This window comes from Actinosynnema sp. NPDC037264 (assembly GCF_055603705.1).
On sequence record NZ_JBVJVK010000007.1, the window covers coordinates 121,917 to 137,851 of the forward strand.

At 72.3% G+C, this 15,935-nt stretch carries 14 protein-coding genes and 2 pseudogenes; 8 read left to right on the forward strand and 8 right to left on the reverse strand.

Annotation, left to right across the window (positions count from 1 at the left end):
* Positions 1-73 precede the first annotated feature (73 nt).
* A complete protein-coding gene (locus ACZ7GX_RS11495) occupies positions 74-487 on the forward strand; it encodes a hypothetical protein (RefSeq protein WP_498775456.1) in 414 nt (137 codons plus the stop codon).
* A 70-nt stretch (positions 488-557) separates the two neighbouring features.
* Here ACZ7GX_RS11495 and ACZ7GX_RS11500 read toward each other — a convergent pair whose 3' ends face one another.
* Positions 558-1,787, reverse strand: a complete 1,230-nt coding sequence (locus tag ACZ7GX_RS11500; RefSeq protein ID WP_498775458.1) for an IS30 family transposase — start codon at positions 1,785-1,787, stop codon at positions 558-560.
* Positions 1,788-1,985: 198 nt separating this feature from the next.
* Here ACZ7GX_RS11500 and ACZ7GX_RS11505 point away from each other — a divergent pair.
* From ACZ7GX_RS11505 to ACZ7GX_RS11520, 4 genes and pseudogenes are all read left to right on the forward strand, one after another.
* Positions 1,986-2,585: pseudogene (locus ACZ7GX_RS11505) on the forward strand (RNA polymerase sigma factor); the annotation flags it as partial.
* Positions 2,586-3,225: 640 nt separating this feature from the next.
* The gene (locus ACZ7GX_RS11510; RefSeq protein WP_498775460.1) at positions 3,226-3,435 is read left to right on the forward strand and encodes a hypothetical protein; all 210 of its coding nucleotides are present in this window, start codon (positions 3,226-3,228) and stop codon (positions 3,433-3,435) included.
* A 92-nt stretch (positions 3,436-3,527) separates the two neighbouring features.
* The gene (locus ACZ7GX_RS11515; protein WP_498775462.1) at positions 3,528-6,137 is read left to right on the forward strand and encodes a CHAT domain-containing protein; all 2,610 of its coding nucleotides are present in this window, start codon (positions 3,528-3,530) and stop codon (positions 6,135-6,137) included.
* Positions 6,138-6,549: 412 nt separating this feature from the next.
* Positions 6,550-6,900 carry a hypothetical protein gene (locus tag ACZ7GX_RS11520; RefSeq protein WP_498775464.1) on the forward strand — a complete coding sequence of 117 codons (351 nt, stop codon included), beginning with the start codon at positions 6,550-6,552 and terminating at the stop codon, positions 6,898-6,900.
* A gap of 79 nt (positions 6,901-6,979) precedes the next feature.
* On the opposite strand, the gene ACZ7GX_RS11525 is transcribed toward ACZ7GX_RS11520, so the two are convergent.
* Positions 6,980-7,696, reverse strand: coding sequence for a MerR family transcriptional regulator (locus ACZ7GX_RS11525; protein ID WP_498775466.1), 717 nt, complete (start codon positions 7,694-7,696; stop codon positions 6,980-6,982).
* A gap of 43 nt (positions 7,697-7,739) precedes the next feature.
* Here ACZ7GX_RS11525 and ACZ7GX_RS11530 point away from each other — a divergent pair, with 43 nt between their 5' ends.
* Both ACZ7GX_RS11530 and ACZ7GX_RS11535 read left to right on the forward strand, forming a co-directional pair.
* Entirely contained in the window at positions 7,740-8,363 is a 624-nt protein-coding gene (locus ACZ7GX_RS11530) for a hypothetical protein (protein WP_498775468.1), read from the forward strand.
* Positions 8,364-8,446: 83 nt separating this feature from the next.
* Positions 8,447-8,854, forward strand: coding sequence for an STAS domain-containing protein (locus tag ACZ7GX_RS11535; protein ID WP_498775470.1), 408 nt, complete (start codon positions 8,447-8,449; stop codon positions 8,852-8,854).
* A gap of 22 nt (positions 8,855-8,876) precedes the next feature.
* Here ACZ7GX_RS11535 and ACZ7GX_RS11540 read toward each other — a convergent pair whose 3' ends face one another.
* Positions 8,877-10,511: a serine/threonine-protein kinase gene (locus ACZ7GX_RS11540; RefSeq protein WP_498775472.1), complete on the reverse strand. Its 1,635-nt coding sequence runs from the start codon at positions 10,509-10,511 to the stop codon at positions 8,877-8,879.
* Between the two features lie 168 nt (positions 10,512-10,679).
* Between ACZ7GX_RS11540 and ACZ7GX_RS11545 the strand changes: the two genes are divergently transcribed.
* Positions 10,680-10,910: a hypothetical protein gene (locus tag ACZ7GX_RS11545; RefSeq protein WP_230568999.1), complete on the forward strand. Its 231-nt coding sequence runs from the start codon at positions 10,680-10,682 to the stop codon at positions 10,908-10,910.
* A 9-nt stretch (positions 10,911-10,919) separates the two neighbouring features.
* Here the strand turns inward: ACZ7GX_RS11545 and ACZ7GX_RS11550 are convergent, their stop codons facing one another.
* From ACZ7GX_RS11550 to ACZ7GX_RS11570, 5 genes and pseudogenes are all read right to left on the reverse strand, one after another.
* Complete coding sequence (locus ACZ7GX_RS11550; RefSeq protein WP_498775474.1) at positions 10,920-11,342, reverse strand: DUF6292 family protein; 423 nt, start codon at positions 11,340-11,342, stop codon at positions 10,920-10,922.
* Between the two features lie 150 nt (positions 11,343-11,492).
* On the reverse strand, positions 11,493-12,152 hold the full coding sequence (gene lexA / locus ACZ7GX_RS11555) for a transcriptional repressor LexA (RefSeq protein ID WP_498775475.1): 660 nt from the start codon (positions 12,150-12,152) through the stop codon (positions 11,493-11,495).
* 221 nt (positions 12,153-12,373) lie between these two features.
* Positions 12,374-13,372 (reverse strand): putative PEP-binding protein, encoded by a 999-nt coding sequence (locus ACZ7GX_RS11560; RefSeq protein WP_498775691.1) that lies wholly within the window; start codon positions 13,370-13,372, stop codon positions 12,374-12,376.
* Positions 13,373-13,378: 6 nt separating this feature from the next.
* Positions 13,379-13,597 (reverse strand): annotated as a pseudogene (locus ACZ7GX_RS11565) (PEP-utilizing enzyme); the annotation flags it as partial.
* Positions 13,598-13,886: 289 nt separating this feature from the next.
* On the reverse strand, positions 13,887-15,755 hold the full coding sequence (locus ACZ7GX_RS11570) for an FAD/NAD(P)-binding protein (RefSeq protein WP_498775476.1): 1,869 nt from the start codon (positions 15,753-15,755) through the stop codon (positions 13,887-13,889).
* Between the last annotated feature and the right edge of the window lie 180 nt (positions 15,756-15,935).

Below are 15,935 nucleotides of genomic sequence, written 5' to 3' on the forward strand. Positions count from 1 at the left end.
TCCACGTCACAGCGCGGTAACGGTTGGGTGGGGCGGACGCGGAGGTTTCGGTGCGCCGGGTTTGCTGTGCGCCATGAACACGAAGGTCGCGTCCCTGCTGCTGGCGCTGGGTTTGAGCGCCTCCCTGGTCGGCTGCTCCAGCAACGAGGACAAGTTCGTCGACGAGCTGAAGGCCGCCGGCTTCACCTCGGTCGGCGAGCCGCGCAGCGAGTCCGAGAAGAAGTCCAAGAAGATCGGCAAGCGGACGGTCAAGTCGTCGCAGAAGACCATCGAGGTCACGGTGCGCGTCAAGGGCTGCGACCTGGAGTTCGCGAAGGTGTCCGGGCAGTCCGGCTACTGGCTGGACGAGCTGCACGTCAACGGGCAGGAGCCGGACTGGCCCGGCTACCCCGAGAACCTCAAGCAGCAGGACGTCGTGACCGCGTTCGCGGGCAACCAGCCCAAGCCCGACGGCTTCGAGGACTGCTACCGCCCCGACCAGCCCTAGCCCGCGGCACGCCGGGTCGACGGCCCCGTCCTCTCCCGGGCGAATTCCAGGGGTGATCGCAACACCGCTGCTAGGTGGTGGCGAGAAGGGTAGCGAAGCGCTCGGCTGGGGTGTCCCAGCCGAGCGTTTTGCGTGGGCGGCCGTTGAGCTCCGCCGCGACGGCGGTCAGGTGCTCGCGGTCGTGCGGTGAGAGTTCGGTCCCCTTGGGGAAGTACTGGCGCAGCAGACCGTTCGTGTTCTCGTTGCTGCCTCGCTGCCAGGGGGAACGCGGGTCGCGGAAGAACACCGGGACGTCGGTGGCCAGGGTGAACTCGTGGTGCAGGTGCATCTCCGAGCCCTGGTCCCAGGTCAGCGACCCACGCAGGTGGACGGGCAGGCCGCGCATGGTCTCGACCAGGGCGTCGCGGACCTTGTCCGGCGTGCGGCCGTGGGGCAGGTGGACCAGCAGTGTGTAGCGGGTGGCGCGTTCGACCAGGGTGCCGATCGCGGACTTGCTCTCCCCGCCGATGATCAGGTCGCCCTCCCAGTGGCCGGGAACGGCCCGGTCGGCGACCTCGGCGGGCCGCTCGCTGATCATCACCATGTTGGACGACATGCGGGGTTGTCGTGCGGCGGACTGTCGGTGGGGACGGCGCATCGCGCGCCCGGTGCGCAGCGCCCTGGTCAGCTCGCGGCGCAGTTCGCCGCGGCCCTGGACGTAGAGGGCCTGGTAGATCGTCTCGTGGGTCACGTGCATCTCCGGCCGGTCGGGGAAGTCCCGCCGCAACCGTCGCACGATCTGCTCCGGGCTCCATCTCCGATCCAGTCCGGCCTGGACGACCCGGCGCAGCTCGGGGGCTGTCGCGAGCTTGCCGGGTTTCGGGCGTCCGCGGCGTTTGTCGGCGCGGTCCTGCGCCACGTGCGGGCCGTGGTGACCGCCGGCGGAGTGGCTGTTGCGGCGCAGCTCGCGGCTGACCGTGGACGGCGCCCTGTCCAACTCGCGCGCGATGGTCCGGACGCCCGCCCCGCCGCGCACCAGGTCCGCGATCCGCAGGCGTTCGTCCTGGGACAGGAACCGACCGCGACCCCCGTCCGCCCGGTGCTGGACAACCAGCGCGGGCGGACGGGGACGGCGGTTCTTCCCGCCGAGTTCCGGCCGCCCGTTGCGCCACTCACGGCCGGTTCTCGGATGCACTCCGACACGGCGACATGCCTCGCCGTTGCCCAGCCCTTGATCCATGAGCGCAAAGTAGGCCTCACGTTCACGGGTGAGCTCCCTGCGCCCCTGCGCCGTCCTGTCGGCCCGGATCTGGAAGTCCATCGCGTCCCCGAACACTCGGGGTGTTGCGACGATCCCTAGAACTCAAGCCCGCGGAGGGCGGGGCTTTCGCATCCGGCACAAGGCTTTCCGGCGAACTCGCGAGTTGTCGACCGCACTACTGCGGCCAACTTGTCGCGCGCTCGTGGTGGTGTAGCGGTCGAACGTGCGTTGTTCACCCCGGAAAAGGGAGTGGTGGCACTGCCCGGAACACAGCGGACCGGATTCGACCCCGAACCCCACTGGCCGGCGCTGGCGGGCGAGGAGCGGCACGCCGCCTGCTTGGCCGCCGCGCGCGAAGGCGACCGCCGGGCGCTGGACGCGTTGATCGCGGACCTGACGCCGTTGGTGTGGCACGTGGCCCGGGGCAACGGGCTGGACCGCGCCACGGCGGAGGACGTCGTGCAGACGGTCTGGCTCACGCTGCTGCGCGACCTCGGCCGGCCGGCCGACCCGCGTGCGCTGGCCGGGTGGCTCGTCGTCACGACGCGCCGTGAGGCCCAACGGACCTGGACACCGGCACGCCGCGAAGCGGCGGCGAGCGACGACTCCGCGGAGCTGGTGAGCGAGCACGGCCTGCCCGAGGACGCCGCGCTGCTCGACGACCGGGACCGCCGGCTGTGGCGGGCGTTCGGCCGCCTGTCCCGGAGGTGCCAGGAACTCCTGCGGCTCACCGCGCTCGCCGGCCGGGCGGAGTACGGGGCGGTCGCCGGGGCGCTGTCCCCGCGGCGCGGGAGCGCCGGCCCGACCGGGAGCCGGTGCCTGGACGTGCTGCGCGCGCACCTCGACGCCGAGCCCGGGTGGCCCGGTCTGCCCTCCCCTGCACAGCCGCCGCACCCGCCCGGTGACCCGCGGGTGCGGTTGCGCTCGGACGCGCCGGTGGTCGCCGGAGCGCCGGCCGAGGTGGAGTTCGGCTACCCGGTGGTCCGGGACGCCATGACGACCTCCGGGCCCGACGCACCGCCCGTTCCCGGGGAGGTGCGCGTGCTGCTGCACGCCGAGGGCGCCACCGTCGAACCGCTGACCAGGGTGTTCCGGGTGCCCGACGACTTCGACGGCAGAACGGTGCGGTTCCGCGTGGTGCCCGTCGAGCAGGGCACGGTCGAGCTCGTGTTCCGGGTCTACCTCGGCGACGGCCACCTGCTCCAAGAGGTCCGCGCCGACCTGCCCGTCGGTGAGGCCTGACGCGCGAGCTGCAAAACGTCGGCGCAGTGATCGAACTACGGCCGCGGTGCGCTACCTGAATGGGTGACAGTTGCGGCCGTTTACGCACGATAACGGTGGGTTGCCTACCCAATGTGCGAAATTCCCTCTCGGTCGTTAGGCCGTTGTGCCACCATTACCCTGTTCGTGCGGTACGAGGGGTCCGCCGAACTTGACTCAGAGCAATCATGAGTCGCCAGGCACGACCAAGACAGATCCTCAGGGGAGGGAGATCGTTTTGTCGACGCCCATCGAGACCAAGACCGAGTTCGTGGACGAGAACGTCGAGACCGTGGAGGACGTCCAGCAGGGCGGGACCACGACTCCGGTCGAGCCGGGAACCACGCCGGACCAGCCAGAACAGCAGCCCGACCACACGCACCACCACCACACTCACGAGACCGACGAGTGCTCGGGTGGCGGGTGCGCGGACGCGCCGCCGGCGTAGTGACCCGTCAAGCGTGATGACGCCCGCCGATCGGGCATCCCGGTCGGCGGGCTTTATCACGCCGTGTTGTGTGATGTCATAGAAGTGTGCCTGTGACCGCTTCTCCCGATGAAGCCGCCGTCATCCGCGAAGCGCGCGAACTGCACCTCAGCGGCGTGGACGCGAACTGCGCCGGACGGCACCACGAGGCGGCGCGGTTGCTGCGACGCGGGCAGAGCCTGGCGGACACGATCGACCCGGTCGACCCGGTGGTCCGCTCCGACTGGCTCGCGACGCGGATCCGGTTGGCCTCGACCTTCGCGACCGTGATGGCCGAGACCTCGGGCCCGGCCGCGGGGCTGACCGGGCTCGCCGAGGCACGGCGGCTGATCGAGGACGTGGCCGATCCGGTCGTGAAGGCGGAACTGCGCGGCCGGGTGGAGCACAACCACGGCCTGCTGCTGCTGAACGCGGGGTTGATCGAGGACGCGATCACCGCCTTCGACTCCGCGCTCGAGCACAAGGAACGCCGCCTCGCCGCGGGCGGACCGGTGTCGTCGCTGGTCGACCTGGTCGTCAAGACGCTGCGCAGCCGGGGCACCGCGCACACCCGGCTCGGATCCGTGCGCCAGGCGCGGCTCGACCTCACCCGGGCCGTCGCGCTGGCCACCCGCCACGGGCTGCTGGACCGCGCCGCCGACGCGAACCACGCGCTCGGGCTGCTCGACCTGCGGGTCGGCGACGTGCCCGCGGCGCTGCGGCGCTACGAGATCATCGAGCGGTCCTACCGGCAGCAGGAGCTGGACGTGCCGGTGCTGCTCGGCCTGAACCGGGCGCAGGCGCTGATGTCCGCGGGCCTGGCCGACGAGGCGGGCGACCAGCTCGACGCCCTGCTGCCGGTGATGCGCGCCGAGCAGAGCGTCACGCGCGACCTGGCCGACGTCGAGCTGTACCGGGCCGTGGCCGCGTACATGACCGACGACCTCGACCTGGCGCGCGCCATGGCCTCGTCCGCGCGGCAGCGGATGCGGCGCTGGGGCTGCGAGACCTGCGTCGCGAACGCGACGCTGATCGGGCTGCGCGTGGACACCCGGCTGGCGTTGCGGTCCGGCCGCGTGTCCCGGTCGCTGCCCGGGCGGGCGGTGGCGTTCGCCGACTCCTTGCCCGTGCCGCGGCTGGCCGAGCAAGCCGCTCCCGCGCGGATGCTGGCCGTGCGGCTGGAGATCCGCCGCGGTGACGTGGGCGCGGCGGAGCGCATCCTCGACCGGGTGCCCCGGCCCGGGAAGCTCGCCCCGATCGACTACCGCATGCTGCGCCGGCTGTGCCGGGCCGAGCTGGCCCTCGCCCGCGGTCGGCGGGCCGCCGCGCTCGCCGAGATCCGGGCCGGCCTGACGGACCTCGACCACGTGCGCGACCGGATGGGCGGCCTCGACCTGCTGTCCGGGACCGCGCTGCACGGCCGGGAGCTGGCCGAGCTGGCCGTCCAGCTCGTGCTCGACGGCGGCAACGCCCGCCGGCTGTTCTCCTGGTTGGAGCGCACGCGCGCCCAGACCTACCGCTACGAGGCGCTGACCCGCGTCGACAACCCCGAGCTGGCCGAGCGGATCGCCGAGGTGCGCAGCCTCACCCAGTCGATCCACCAGGCCGAGCACGACGGCCACGCGACCGCCGCGCTGCGCGCCCGCCGGGCCGAACGCCTCCGCGAGGCCAACCGGCTCGGCTGGCACACCGGCGGGTGGGGCAAGCCGCGTCCCGTCGCCGGGGTGGCCGACGTGGTGGCGCGGCTCGGCGACCGGGCGCTGGTCAGCTTCGCGGCGTCCGAGGACGACCTGGTCGCGGTGGTCGTGGTCGGCTCCGACGTGCGGCTGGCCCGGCTCGGGTCGGCCGAGCGGGCGGCCGAGAGCGCCCGGATGCTCAACGCGGACCTCAACGCGCTGGCGCCCGACCACCTGCCGGAACCGTTGCTGCGGGTGATGTCGGTGTCGGCGCGCAAGCAGGCCGACCGGCTCGACGCGCAGCTGATCCAGCCGCTGGCGGAGCTGATCGGCGAGCGCGAGCTGGTGGTCGTGCCGACCGGCGCGCTGTACGCGGTGCCGTGGGGCGTGCTGCCGACGCTGCACGGGCGGCCGACCGTCGTGGCGCCGTCGGCCACCGCGTGGCTGGCCGCGGAGCGCGCCGAGAGCGGGCCCGTCGGGCGGACGGTGCTGGTGCGCGGCCCCGAGCTGCCCGCCGCCGTCGGTGAGATCGACAAGCTGGGCGCGCACTACGCCACCGCCGCGTTGATGTCGGGCCGGCAGGCGTCGGTCGCCACGGTGCTGGAGGCGTTGGACGGCGCGGGGATCGCGCACCTGGCCGCGCACGGCGTCCACGAGCCGGAGAACGCCCTGTTCTCCCGGCTGGAGCTGAGCGACGGCCCGCTCTACGCGCACGAGATGGCCGGACTCGCCCACCCGCCCCGGCAGGTCGTGCTGGCCGCGTGCGAGCTCGCGCTCAACCGGATCCGCCCTGGTGACGAGCCCCTGGGCTTCGCAAGCGCCCTGCTCGCCAGCGGCTCGCAGATGGTGGTCGCCCCGCTGAGCCGGGTCGGCGACCAGGCGTGCGCCGCCGCGATGGACGACTACCACCGCAGCCTGGCCGCCGGCGCCCGACCGGCCGTGGCGCTGGCGGACGCGATCGCGGTCGACCCGTTGCGGCGGCCGTTCGTCTGCCTCGGCAGCGGCTGAACCCGCTGCCGGGCTGTCGACGAGACCGGGGCGTCGCGGCGGTCGTGCACGCCGACGACGAGGTCGGTGCCAACCTCCAGGACCACCCGCCGGTGGCCTGGCCGCGCCGGACGCCGTGTTCTTCCCCCGTCCCGTGATGTTCGCCGACGCCCTGGGCGCGGCGCTGCGCCCCGACCTCACGCGCCGACCGGCGGGTACAGTCCTCTGTGGACGGACGGCACAGCCCAACAGCCGACGCGTGTCGGGGACGCCGCTACCGAGCGTCCACGAAGGCGCTCGATGAAGTCCTTTCGGGTGCCGTACTCCCAGCGCTGTGGCTCTATCGTGGGATTGTGGTCGGCCTTGGCATTCGCGTCCCGGCCCCGGGTATTCGCCTCGTGGGAATCGGCACCTCACGAGCAGGAGTGGGTTGATGACACGCTTGGGACACAGGGCACTCGTCACGCTGTGCGCGTTCGGCCTGGCGATCGGGGGCGGGGCGGCCGTGGCCGACACGCACGCACCCGCACCGAGGCTCGACGCGGCCGAATGCGGCGGATTCGCCAGTGCGTACAACCCCGATGTCAAGGCCGCGTTGATCGCCGCCGGTCTCAACCCGACTGAGGCGAAGGGTCCGGTCGGCGCCTATTGCACCGTGACGGGTCGCGCGGCACAGGTCGAGTACTCGTTGAAGCTCGAAGGCATCGAGGGAATTCTCTTCACGTGCGCGAAGGCGGAGAAGAAGACCGACGTGATCACGTTCTTCAACGACTGCAAGAGCTGATCCCGCGCATCACGTCCACTATGGAGGGTCACCTACCTCCCGACCACACCCCTTGTGGACCACCGATGCACGAGGCGACTCACGCCGACCGGGCCGGCGCGGGGCGCACCGGGATCTCCAGCACCGTGGCGGTCTCGCCGTCCGCGTCGACCAGGTGCTCCTCCACCGTCGGGCCGCCCACGGCCAGGTCGTGGCGGCGCAGCCAGTCGAACAGCTCCCGCCCGGCGCGGACGACGCCCGACGCCGGTGGGGCCACCGCGCGCACCACGGTCCGCTCGGGCAGCACCAGGGGCTCGCCGCCGCGTTCCGTCGCCACGGCCGCCGGGAAGCCGCTCGTCGGCTCGCGGTCGAGCCAGGTCAGCACCGTGGTCGAGCACCAGGCGGCGCCCAGCTCGGACGGGTGGCCGACCTCGATGCGCTCGACCCGCAGGCGACGTGCGGCCACCGTGGTCAGCTGCGGCAGGACGGCGGTCGGCACGGCGAGGCGGTCCTCGGCCGCGGCGACGGCGGCGGACAGGGCGGCGATGTCGCGGCGCAGTGCGTCCACCCGCTCGGTCAGCGCTCGGCGCAGGTCGGTGTCGGGCGCGTCGACCAGGTCGGCGATCTGCCGCAGCGGCAGCCCGAGGCGGCGCAGGCCGCGGACGCGTTCCAGCCGGGTCAGCTCCGCCACGCCGTACCAGCGGTAGCCGGTGGCGCGGTCCACGGCGGCCGGGCGCAGCAGCCCGATCCTGTCGTAGTGGCGCAGCGTGCGGTCGGAGACGCCGACCATCCGCGCCAACTGCCCGATGCGCCACATGACTTGACCTTGCCCCTGCGTCAGGTTCCTACGGTCGCCGGCCATGACCACAACTCACCGGCTCACCGGTGTCCTGCTGCTGACCGCCCTCACGGCCATGGTCGCCGGTGCGGCCGTCGTCGTGCCATCGGGGTTGACCCTGAACCCGGCCGAACCCGCCGCCGCGCTGGCCGCGATCCGCGACCGGACCGCGTTGCACCTGCTCGAACTGGGGCTCGACGTGATCGGCTGGACGGCCCTCGTCGCCGCCGCGCTCACGATGGCCGCCCGCCGGGTCGCGCCGCTGCCGGCCGGGCTGCTCGCGTGCGCGGGGCTGGCGGGCCTGCTGCACGACGCGGGCAACCTGGCGGTGACCCAGCTGGCCGCCGAGCCCGCGGCCGTCGAGGTGGCCAGGGCGGTGCTGCTCGTGGCCAAGTGGACCGTCAACCTGGCCGGTCTGCTGTGGGCGGCGGCCACCGCGGCCGCCGCGCTGTGCCTGCCCGTGACGGCTGGTCTGCGCCGTGCCGGGCTGGTCGCCGCGCTGTCCGGTCTCGGGTCCGTGCTGCTGCCCTGGACGACCGGGCTGGCCGGCCCGTCCGCGGCGTTGGAGCAGGTCGGTTACGCGCTCCACCTGCCCGTCGTGGTCTGGTACGGGGTGCTGGGGTGGCGGGAGCTCGGGACGCCGTGAGTCCCAGTGGCGGTGTCGGTCGGGCGTCGAGCGGGTAATGGTGGGTGACGGCGTCGCAGCCGGATCGGGGTGGAGGAGCGGTCGTGCACGGGGATGTCGATCAGCCGGTGACGGTCGAGGACGTGGGTGAGGACGGCGTGGTGGTCGCCGCCGTGCACGGCGACTTCGACGTCGACAGCTTCCGCGACGTGCGCGAGGCGTTGTTCACCTGCCTGAACGGCCGGGCGTCCGCGTTGGTGGTCGACCTGGGCGACGTGGGGTTCTTCGGGTCGATGGGCATCGCGGTGCTGGTGGAGGCACGGCAGCGCGCCGACGTGGTGGGCGCCGGGTTCGCCGTGGTGGCGGGCAGGCGCACGGTGGCGCGGCCGATCCGCATGACCGACACCGAGGACCTGCTGCGGCTGCACCGCACCCAGGACGAGGCGCTGGCCTCGGTGCGCGCCCGGACCGGGCACGAGGCGGACACCGGGTTCTCGTGGTGGTCGTCGTGACCTCGGCTCGCGCCGTCCCGGTTCACGCCTCGTCGAAGCCGATGACCAGCAGACGGTCGTCCCGCTCGACGACGGTCAGGAGGTAGTCCTCGGTGACCGGGTCGGCGTCGTCCCGGGGCGTGAGCTCGAGGGTGACGAGGACGGTGGAGGTGGACCCGTTGGCCGTGACCTCCGGCTCGCCGCTCACGGCGACCGCGCGGTAGGCGCTCCAGAACTGGTCGTCCTCCCACTCCGACGGCCGGTTCTCCGGGGCCCAGTTCTCCCGGGCCGTGGCGGCGTCGTGCGGGAGGTTGGCGAAGTGGGCGTGCACGAACCGGGCGACCGTCGCGGCGTCCGGCGTGGTCTCGGTCGGCTCGGCGGCCTCCTCCGACGTGGTGTAGGGCTCCGAGGTGACGGGCGCGTCGGCGGTGGGCACGTCGGCCGGTGCGTCGGTGCCCGGTGCGTCGGTGTCGGAGGGCTCCGCCCGGGTGGTGGCCGGGTCGGACGTGGCCGGCGTGGCCGACTGCCCCGTGCTGTCGAGCAGCGACGTGATCAGCACGGTGGCCGCGACGGCGACCACCACGGCGGCCGCGAGCGCCGGCACGACCCACCTGCGGCGGCCGGGGTCCGACGCGGGCGGTGCGGTCATCGGACGTGCCGTCGCGGGCGGCCCGATCATGGGCTGCGCGATCATGGGCTGCGCGGTCATCGGCTGCGCGGTCGTCGAAGGTGCGCCGATCGCGGTCGGTGCGTACGCCGGTGGCATCGCCCTGGTGGGTGGCGCGGACACCGCCGGCACGGCACCGGGCGGTGTCGGAGCAGGCGGGGCCGGAGCAGGCCGTGTCGGAGTCGGCGGGGTCGGAGTCGGCGACGCGGCGCCGGTCAGGGCGGCCAGCTCGCGGCTCGCCCGCCCGGCGGTCGGCCGGGCGGCCGGGTCGTTGGCCAGCAACCTCGTCAGCACCGCGGTCAGCGGACCCGACCGCCTCGGCGGCACGACCCGCCCGCCGGCGATCCGGTGCAGCATCCCGAGGTCGTTGTCACCGCCGTCGAACGGCGGCCGGCCCTCCATTAGGGCGTAGAGGGTCGCCCCGAGGGAGAACACGTCGGCCGCCGGCGTCGGGTCCGCGCCGCGGGCCAGTTCCGGCGCGAGGTAGGCCAACGTGCCCGCGAGCATCCCGGTCCGGGTGACGGTGACGTCGCCGACCGCGCGGGAGATGCCGAAGTCGGTGATCTTGACCGTGCCGTCGGCGCCGATCAGGACGTTGCCCGGCTTGATGTCGCGGTGCACCACGCCGGCCCGGTGCGCGGCGGCCAGCGCGGAGGCGACGTGACCGCCGATCCGCGCCGCCTCGGTGGGCGGCAGCGCGCCGCGTTCGGCGAGGACCGCCGACAGGCTGCGCGAGGGCAGGTACTCCATCACCAGGCACGGCTTGCCGTCCTCGACGACCACGTCGAACACGCCGATCGCGTTCGGGTGCTGGAGCCGGGCGGCGATGCGGGCCTCGCGCATGGCCCGCCGGCACGCCTCGTCCACCTCGGCCGCGTCCAGGCCGGGCAGCAGGAGCTGCTTGATCGCGACGTCCCGGTGCAGCAGCTCGTCGTGCGCCCGCCAGACCACGCCCATCGCGCCGCTGCCGAGACGTTCCACCGGGGTGTAGCGGTTGCCGACCTTGTCCACGCCGGCAGAGGCTAATCGAGACGCCGCGCCGGCAACGCCACTTGCCGAACTTGCCGCCCACCGGACCGAAGGTCGACCGAAGTCCTCAGTGGTCTCCGGCACCGCCGGCAGGAAGAAGCCCGCCGGGCCCCTGCTCAACTACGCTCGAGGGGTCGGAGGGAGCCGGTCATGACGGACGAGGAGCTCGTGGTCGAGTTCGCCCTGACCCGACTGGACAACCCCGGGCTCGACCTGGAGGAGATCGCCGCGCTCGTGGTCCGCCGGGTCGGTCACGACCGCATGCTGGAGTTCGCCTCGCGGAACCTGGCCACGCGCGGCGAGCTGCGGGGCGCGGCGTTCCCGTCCGCGGTCGAGCACGTGCTCCGGGTCGTGCTGACGCTGCGCGGTCCCGCCGACTGAACGCCGAGGTCAGAGCGTCTTGGCGGGCGCGCGGTCGGCGTACTCGACCAGCAGGTCGGCCAGGTGGTCCTCGATCGGCATGGCGGGCGGCACGGGGCGGTCGGGGCGGCGGCCGGCGACCAGGTCCGAGACGAACACCGTGACCGCCTCCGGCGGCGGCAGCACCGGCGGGCCGAGGTAGGTCAACGGGAGCAGGTCCGCTCCCCGGCCGACCTCGATCCCGGCGCACCACCCGGTGTGCTCGTCCCACACCAGCGCCAGGTCCTTGTCCGGGTGCCGCGGCACCCGCTGGTCGAGGGCGATGTACGCCGTGGCGTCCGGCGCGCACTCGTACCAGCACGACTCCAGGTCCACGCCCAGCCTCCGGGCGATCAGCCGCAGGTACTGCCGCAGGCCCCGGTCCTCCGGGCCGTCCGCCTCGATCCCGACCATCGACGACCTCCACCCGCGACGGGCACCGCCAGGGCAGGTGCGCCATCTCAATTGGGCCCAGTCTGCATCCACTCGACGACCGAGGGCATTAGGCCATTCGGATGAGAAGCGGTGACGTGGAGTGTCCGCCGATCGCCGTAGCGCGGGGTTTCATACGCTGCGCAGCACCGAGACGACGACGCCGAGGACCACTGCCCGGTCGCCGTCGATGACGTCGTGGGCCGGGTTGCGCGGCTCCAGGAACACGTGGCCGTTGCGACGCCGGTAGACCTTCACGGTCGCCTCGTCGTCGATCATCGCGGCCACGATCTGGCCGGAGTGCGCCTCGTGCTGCTGCTTGACCACGACGATGTCGCCGTCGCAGATCGCCGCGTCGACCATCGAGTCGCCGCGCACCCGCAGGCCGAACACGGTGCCGCGACCGGTCAGCTCGCGCGGCAGGGTCAGCACGTCGTCCACGTGCTCCTCGGCCGCGATGGGCGTGCCGGCCGCGATGTGACCGACCAGCGGCACGGGCACCGAGTCGGCGGCCTCCCGCGTCGACGGCTCGCGCAGGAACAGGCGCACGTCCATCGGCCGGGACACGGCGGCGCCGCGCTTGAGGAAACCCTTCTCCTCCAAGGCCGACAGGTGCTTGGAGACCGAGGACGACGAGCGCAGGCCGACCGCGTCGCCGATCTCCCGCGTGCTCGGCGAGTACCCGTGCTCGACCACCCAGTCGCGGATCGCGGCGAGGATCCGCTGCTGGCGTGGCGGGAGGGTCGAGGTGTCCAGGTGCCCGAAGGCGTCAAGATCGTCGTAGGCGGTCACCTGCGGGATGATAGAGCGGGGCGCCGACGGCCGCGCCCGGGCATGTGGTTACCGACTGGTCGCCCCCTCCCCGGATGAACACCGTGCCGTCGTCGTTCCTGGCGCACGACTTCCGCGAGCTGCGCACAGACCACTGTGGACGGCCTGTTGGGTCGAACACGCCGAAGGAGTGACCTCCGACCCGGAGGCCGACCTCGGAGATCACTCCGGCCGGCGTCGCGTCACCGTGATTCGTGGGCGTCCACGGCGAGTTGCCGCAGTTCGGCCGTGCACATCATGAACCGGTCGGTCGGCAGGTGCTTGAAGTAGTAGCCCACGTCCGCCCCCAGCGCGAACACGTGGACCGGGACCCCGGCCCGCCTGCCCGCCTCCACGGACTGGCGCAGCCCGGACATGACGGCCGGGTGCCGCGTCTGGTACGAGGAGGCGACCCGGTGGTTGCCGCGGTCCGCGGCGAGGTAGAACTGGGTGAGGTCCTTGGTGCCCATGAAGATCTCGCTCGCGCCCGCCTCGCAGAACCCGGTCACCGAGTGCACCGCGGCGGGGGTCTCCACGAACACCGACAGCGGCACGTCGTCGGACAGGTCGAGCCGCTCCCGCAGGCGCAGGAACTCGTCCTCGTCGTTGATGAACGGCACGGCGAAGCTCAACCGGTCCACCTCCGGCCCGAGCCGTTCCCGCACGTACGCGCGCAAGGCCCGGAACGCGTGCGGGTAGTGCGGCTCGTGCAGCAGCCACCGCGCGCCGTGCAGGCCGAGTTCCGGGTTGGACTCGTGGTCGACGTCGACCACGTTGGTGATCTGCGCGGCGTCGTCGGACCGGAGGTCCAGCAGCCTCATCACCAGGCGTTGGCCCGGCAGGAGCTCCTTGACGATGGCGCACAGCTCCGCCCCGATCGCCGCGCCGTAGCGCTCGGCCTCGGGAATGCCCGCGCGGAGCGCGTCGAGCGGGCTCAGCCCCGAGGACAAGCAGACGAACTCCTCGCGGATGAAGAACGAGGTCACCTGGTCGACCCGGGGTTGGATCGCATTCGTGGACTGGATGTCGGTCGCGTCGGCAATGACGACGCAGACCGAACGCAGGTCTTCCGGGGTGACGGTGGGGTATTCCACGGATTGTGCCGTGACGTCGGTCTCGCCGAGGGTGACCGACTCGCGGTCGGTCCGCACGGTCACTTCGCCGACCAGCCCGGCGAGTTCGGCGTGCGGAATCCGGAGCACCGGAATTCCCCGCGATCGGCACAGGGATTCCATGTGACCGGTCCGACCGCCACCGGAACACACCACGGCGGCGGACCTGACGATCGTGTCGTACAACTCGGGGCCGAGCACGTCGACCACGAGCACGGAACCGGGCTGGGGTCTTCCCGTGTGATTGGCGATGCCGCGAACACTCGTCGACGGCGAACCGACGAGCAGAACCCCTGGGATCTCGCGCGGGCTCACAGCACCCTCCTACCGATTCCGGTCGGTTTGCGGACCTGGCGGGCGAGTCGGCCTGGCTGCCGACCTCCGGGGCCGACGTCGTGGCGCACGACGTCGGCCCCGGGTTTGCGTCGAACACGACGAACCATGACCCGAGCCTCGCAGTCGGCGGGCCGGCCCGGCATCTTCTCTCGTGCGAGGTAGTGGTCCATTCGTGCCGTGTCGGCCCCGGGTTCACGGGCAACCACGGAGTAGTCGGCGGGTGCGGAGTCGCGCAGAATTGGTGGCGCGGGTCCGAGCGGAGCCCGGTTCAGGCGACCGGCTCCACCGCCTCTTCGAGCCCGAGCAGGAAACGGAGTTCGCGCGGCGTCACGGAGAGGTCCGTCAGCTTCGTGGTGGCGGCCGAGTTCACCGCGAACCGCAAGGCCCGGTCCGTCGGCGGGCCGTCGCCGTCGCGCGGGGCGAGGTCCCGGACCCGGTGAATGGCCTCCTCCAGCAGGGCGGCCAGCGCTTGGCGGTCGTCACGGCGACGGGTCGCCATTCGGCGGACGTCGAGCATGACCGAATGCGAGACGGCCTCGCGCAATTCGGGATCGGCCGTTTCGGTCAACGCGCCGACGAGCCCCTCCGCCTGCTCGTCGTAACACGATTCGATGCGGTGCAGCGTGGTGGCCGCGACTTCCACCGAGTGGTTCTTGATCGCGGCGAGGTTGAACGTGAACGCGCCGGTCCGACCGTTCCGGATGATCTCGTCGCCCTCACGCGGGCTGCCCACGACGGAAACGGGACCGGACGGCGTGCCGTCGGGACCGAGGAGTCGGCCGCACGGGTCGACTTCGACACCGCGCCCGGTGCGCCGGTGCGCGACGGCGATTTCCTTCCGCAGCAGGTTCGTCCACAGCGCGGAGTCCGCGCGCTCGTAGTTCGTCTCGCGCCCGAAATTCGAGACGACGAGATCCGCCTCGATCGTCCGCGTCGCGCCCTGCCCCGTGACGGACAGGACGAGCGTGCCCGCTCCGGTGGCCCGGATCTCGTGCACGCGGCCGGTGGTGAGCACGATCTGACCGCCTTCGCCCATGGCCGCGTCGACGATATTCGTGGTATAAGCCATTGCGCTCACCCGAAGCACGGCCAACAGGCTCCCGTAGCTGTCGAGCAACGCGCGGAGCTCGTCCGTGGGAATGCGCTCCAGGATCGCGGGCAGATAAGGCTCCCACGATTTGGCGACCCGTTCCGTCACCACGACCGGAGATACTTCGGGATGTTCACGGGTGAGGATCGCGCACGCGCGGTCCCATTCTTCCCGGAAGCGGCGGACGAATTCCTCCCGCCCTTCCCAGCGGTCGCCGAGCAGTTGCGGCGCCGGTAACTCGAGAACCTGGTGCCGATGGTTCGACGGATAGGTGCGAGGCGTCAGCCCGGAACCCGAGATCATGTGGATCCGACCTTCGTGCCCCTGGCGTAACAACAGCGTCGCGGAGTCGTAGGCGCTGAGCAACGTGCCGACGATCGCGACGACGCCGTCCTTGCGCACGTGGAGCAACCGCTCGATACCGCTCTTGGAATACGGGCTGCGCACGAACGCCGGGTGCTCCAGCACCTCGGCCGCGAACGCCGGGTACTTCGTCTCCAGCCCGGTGGCGAGCACGACGTGGTCGGCCTCGAGGACCACCGGCTCGCTCCCGGCGCCGTCGGGCAGGTCGACGAAGCCCTCCACCACGACGTGCGCGTGGTCCTCGAAGACCTCCACGTCGACCGCTTCCCCGTCGACCTCGACCAGCCTCACGCCCGCCGCCGCCTCGCGGACGGCCTCGGTGAGGCGGCTCTCCAAGTAGTCCTGGTAGATCCGGCGCGGCGCGGGACCGGACTCGGTGAACTCGAAGTCGCGCCAGTCCCCCGGCCAGTCCGACCGGTCGGCCTCGTGGTTGGCCCAGCGGATGAAGTCGTCGACGTCCTCGCGGAATGCCGACATGCGGCCCGCCTGGATGTTGAACACGTGGTGCCAGTGGTTGCTCTCGCGCTGGTAGGCCACGCCGGAGTTCCGGTAGTCCGGACGGCGTTCCACCAGCACCACCTCCAATGGCTCGCGGGCGAACCTGAGAAAGCGGATGGTGGTCGCGGTGCCGGCCAGACCCGCTCCGACGACGACAACCCGGCGGAACCGGTCCACGCTTTTCACGATGCCACCTCTGTTTCCCTCTGGAGCTACCCGCCGAAGTCGCGGACGGCGAGCCGAAGCCACGCCGTTCCGGACCGCGCATTGGGTGATCGGCCAGTAGAATACCGTCGATCATGCGAGGTGGACATGCCGCGAAGGCCGCGTGACCCAATCGTTCCTCGGAATTTCGCCCGAAGCCGG

What these genes read in the sequence shown, in the direction of transcription:
- ACZ7GX_RS11495 (WP_498775456.1), top strand. Translation starts at nt 74, where the DNA reads ATGAACACGAAGGTCGCGTCCCTGCTGCTGGCGCTGGGTTTGAGCGCC.
- ACZ7GX_RS11545 (WP_230568999.1), top strand. Translation starts at nt 10,680, where the DNA reads ATGACGGACGAGGAGCTCGTGGTCGAGTTCGCCCTGACCCGACTGGAC.
- ACZ7GX_RS11500 (WP_498775458.1), bottom strand. Translation starts at nt 1,787, where the DNA reads ATGGACTTCCAGATCCGGGCCGACAGGACGGCGCAGGGGCGCAGGGAG.
- ACZ7GX_RS11520 (WP_498775464.1), top strand. Translation starts at nt 6,550, where the DNA reads ATGACACGCTTGGGACACAGGGCACTCGTCACGCTGTGCGCGTTCGGC.
- ACZ7GX_RS11550 (WP_498775474.1), bottom strand. Translation starts at nt 11,342, where the DNA reads ATGGTCGGGATCGAGGCGGACGGCCCGGAGGACCGGGGCCTGCGGCAG.
- ACZ7GX_RS11530 (WP_498775468.1), top strand. Translation starts at nt 7,740, where the DNA reads ATGACCACAACTCACCGGCTCACCGGTGTCCTGCTGCTGACCGCCCTC.
- ACZ7GX_RS11525 (WP_498775466.1), bottom strand. Translation starts at nt 7,696, where the DNA reads ATGTGGCGCATCGGGCAGTTGGCGCGGATGGTCGGCGTCTCCGACCGC.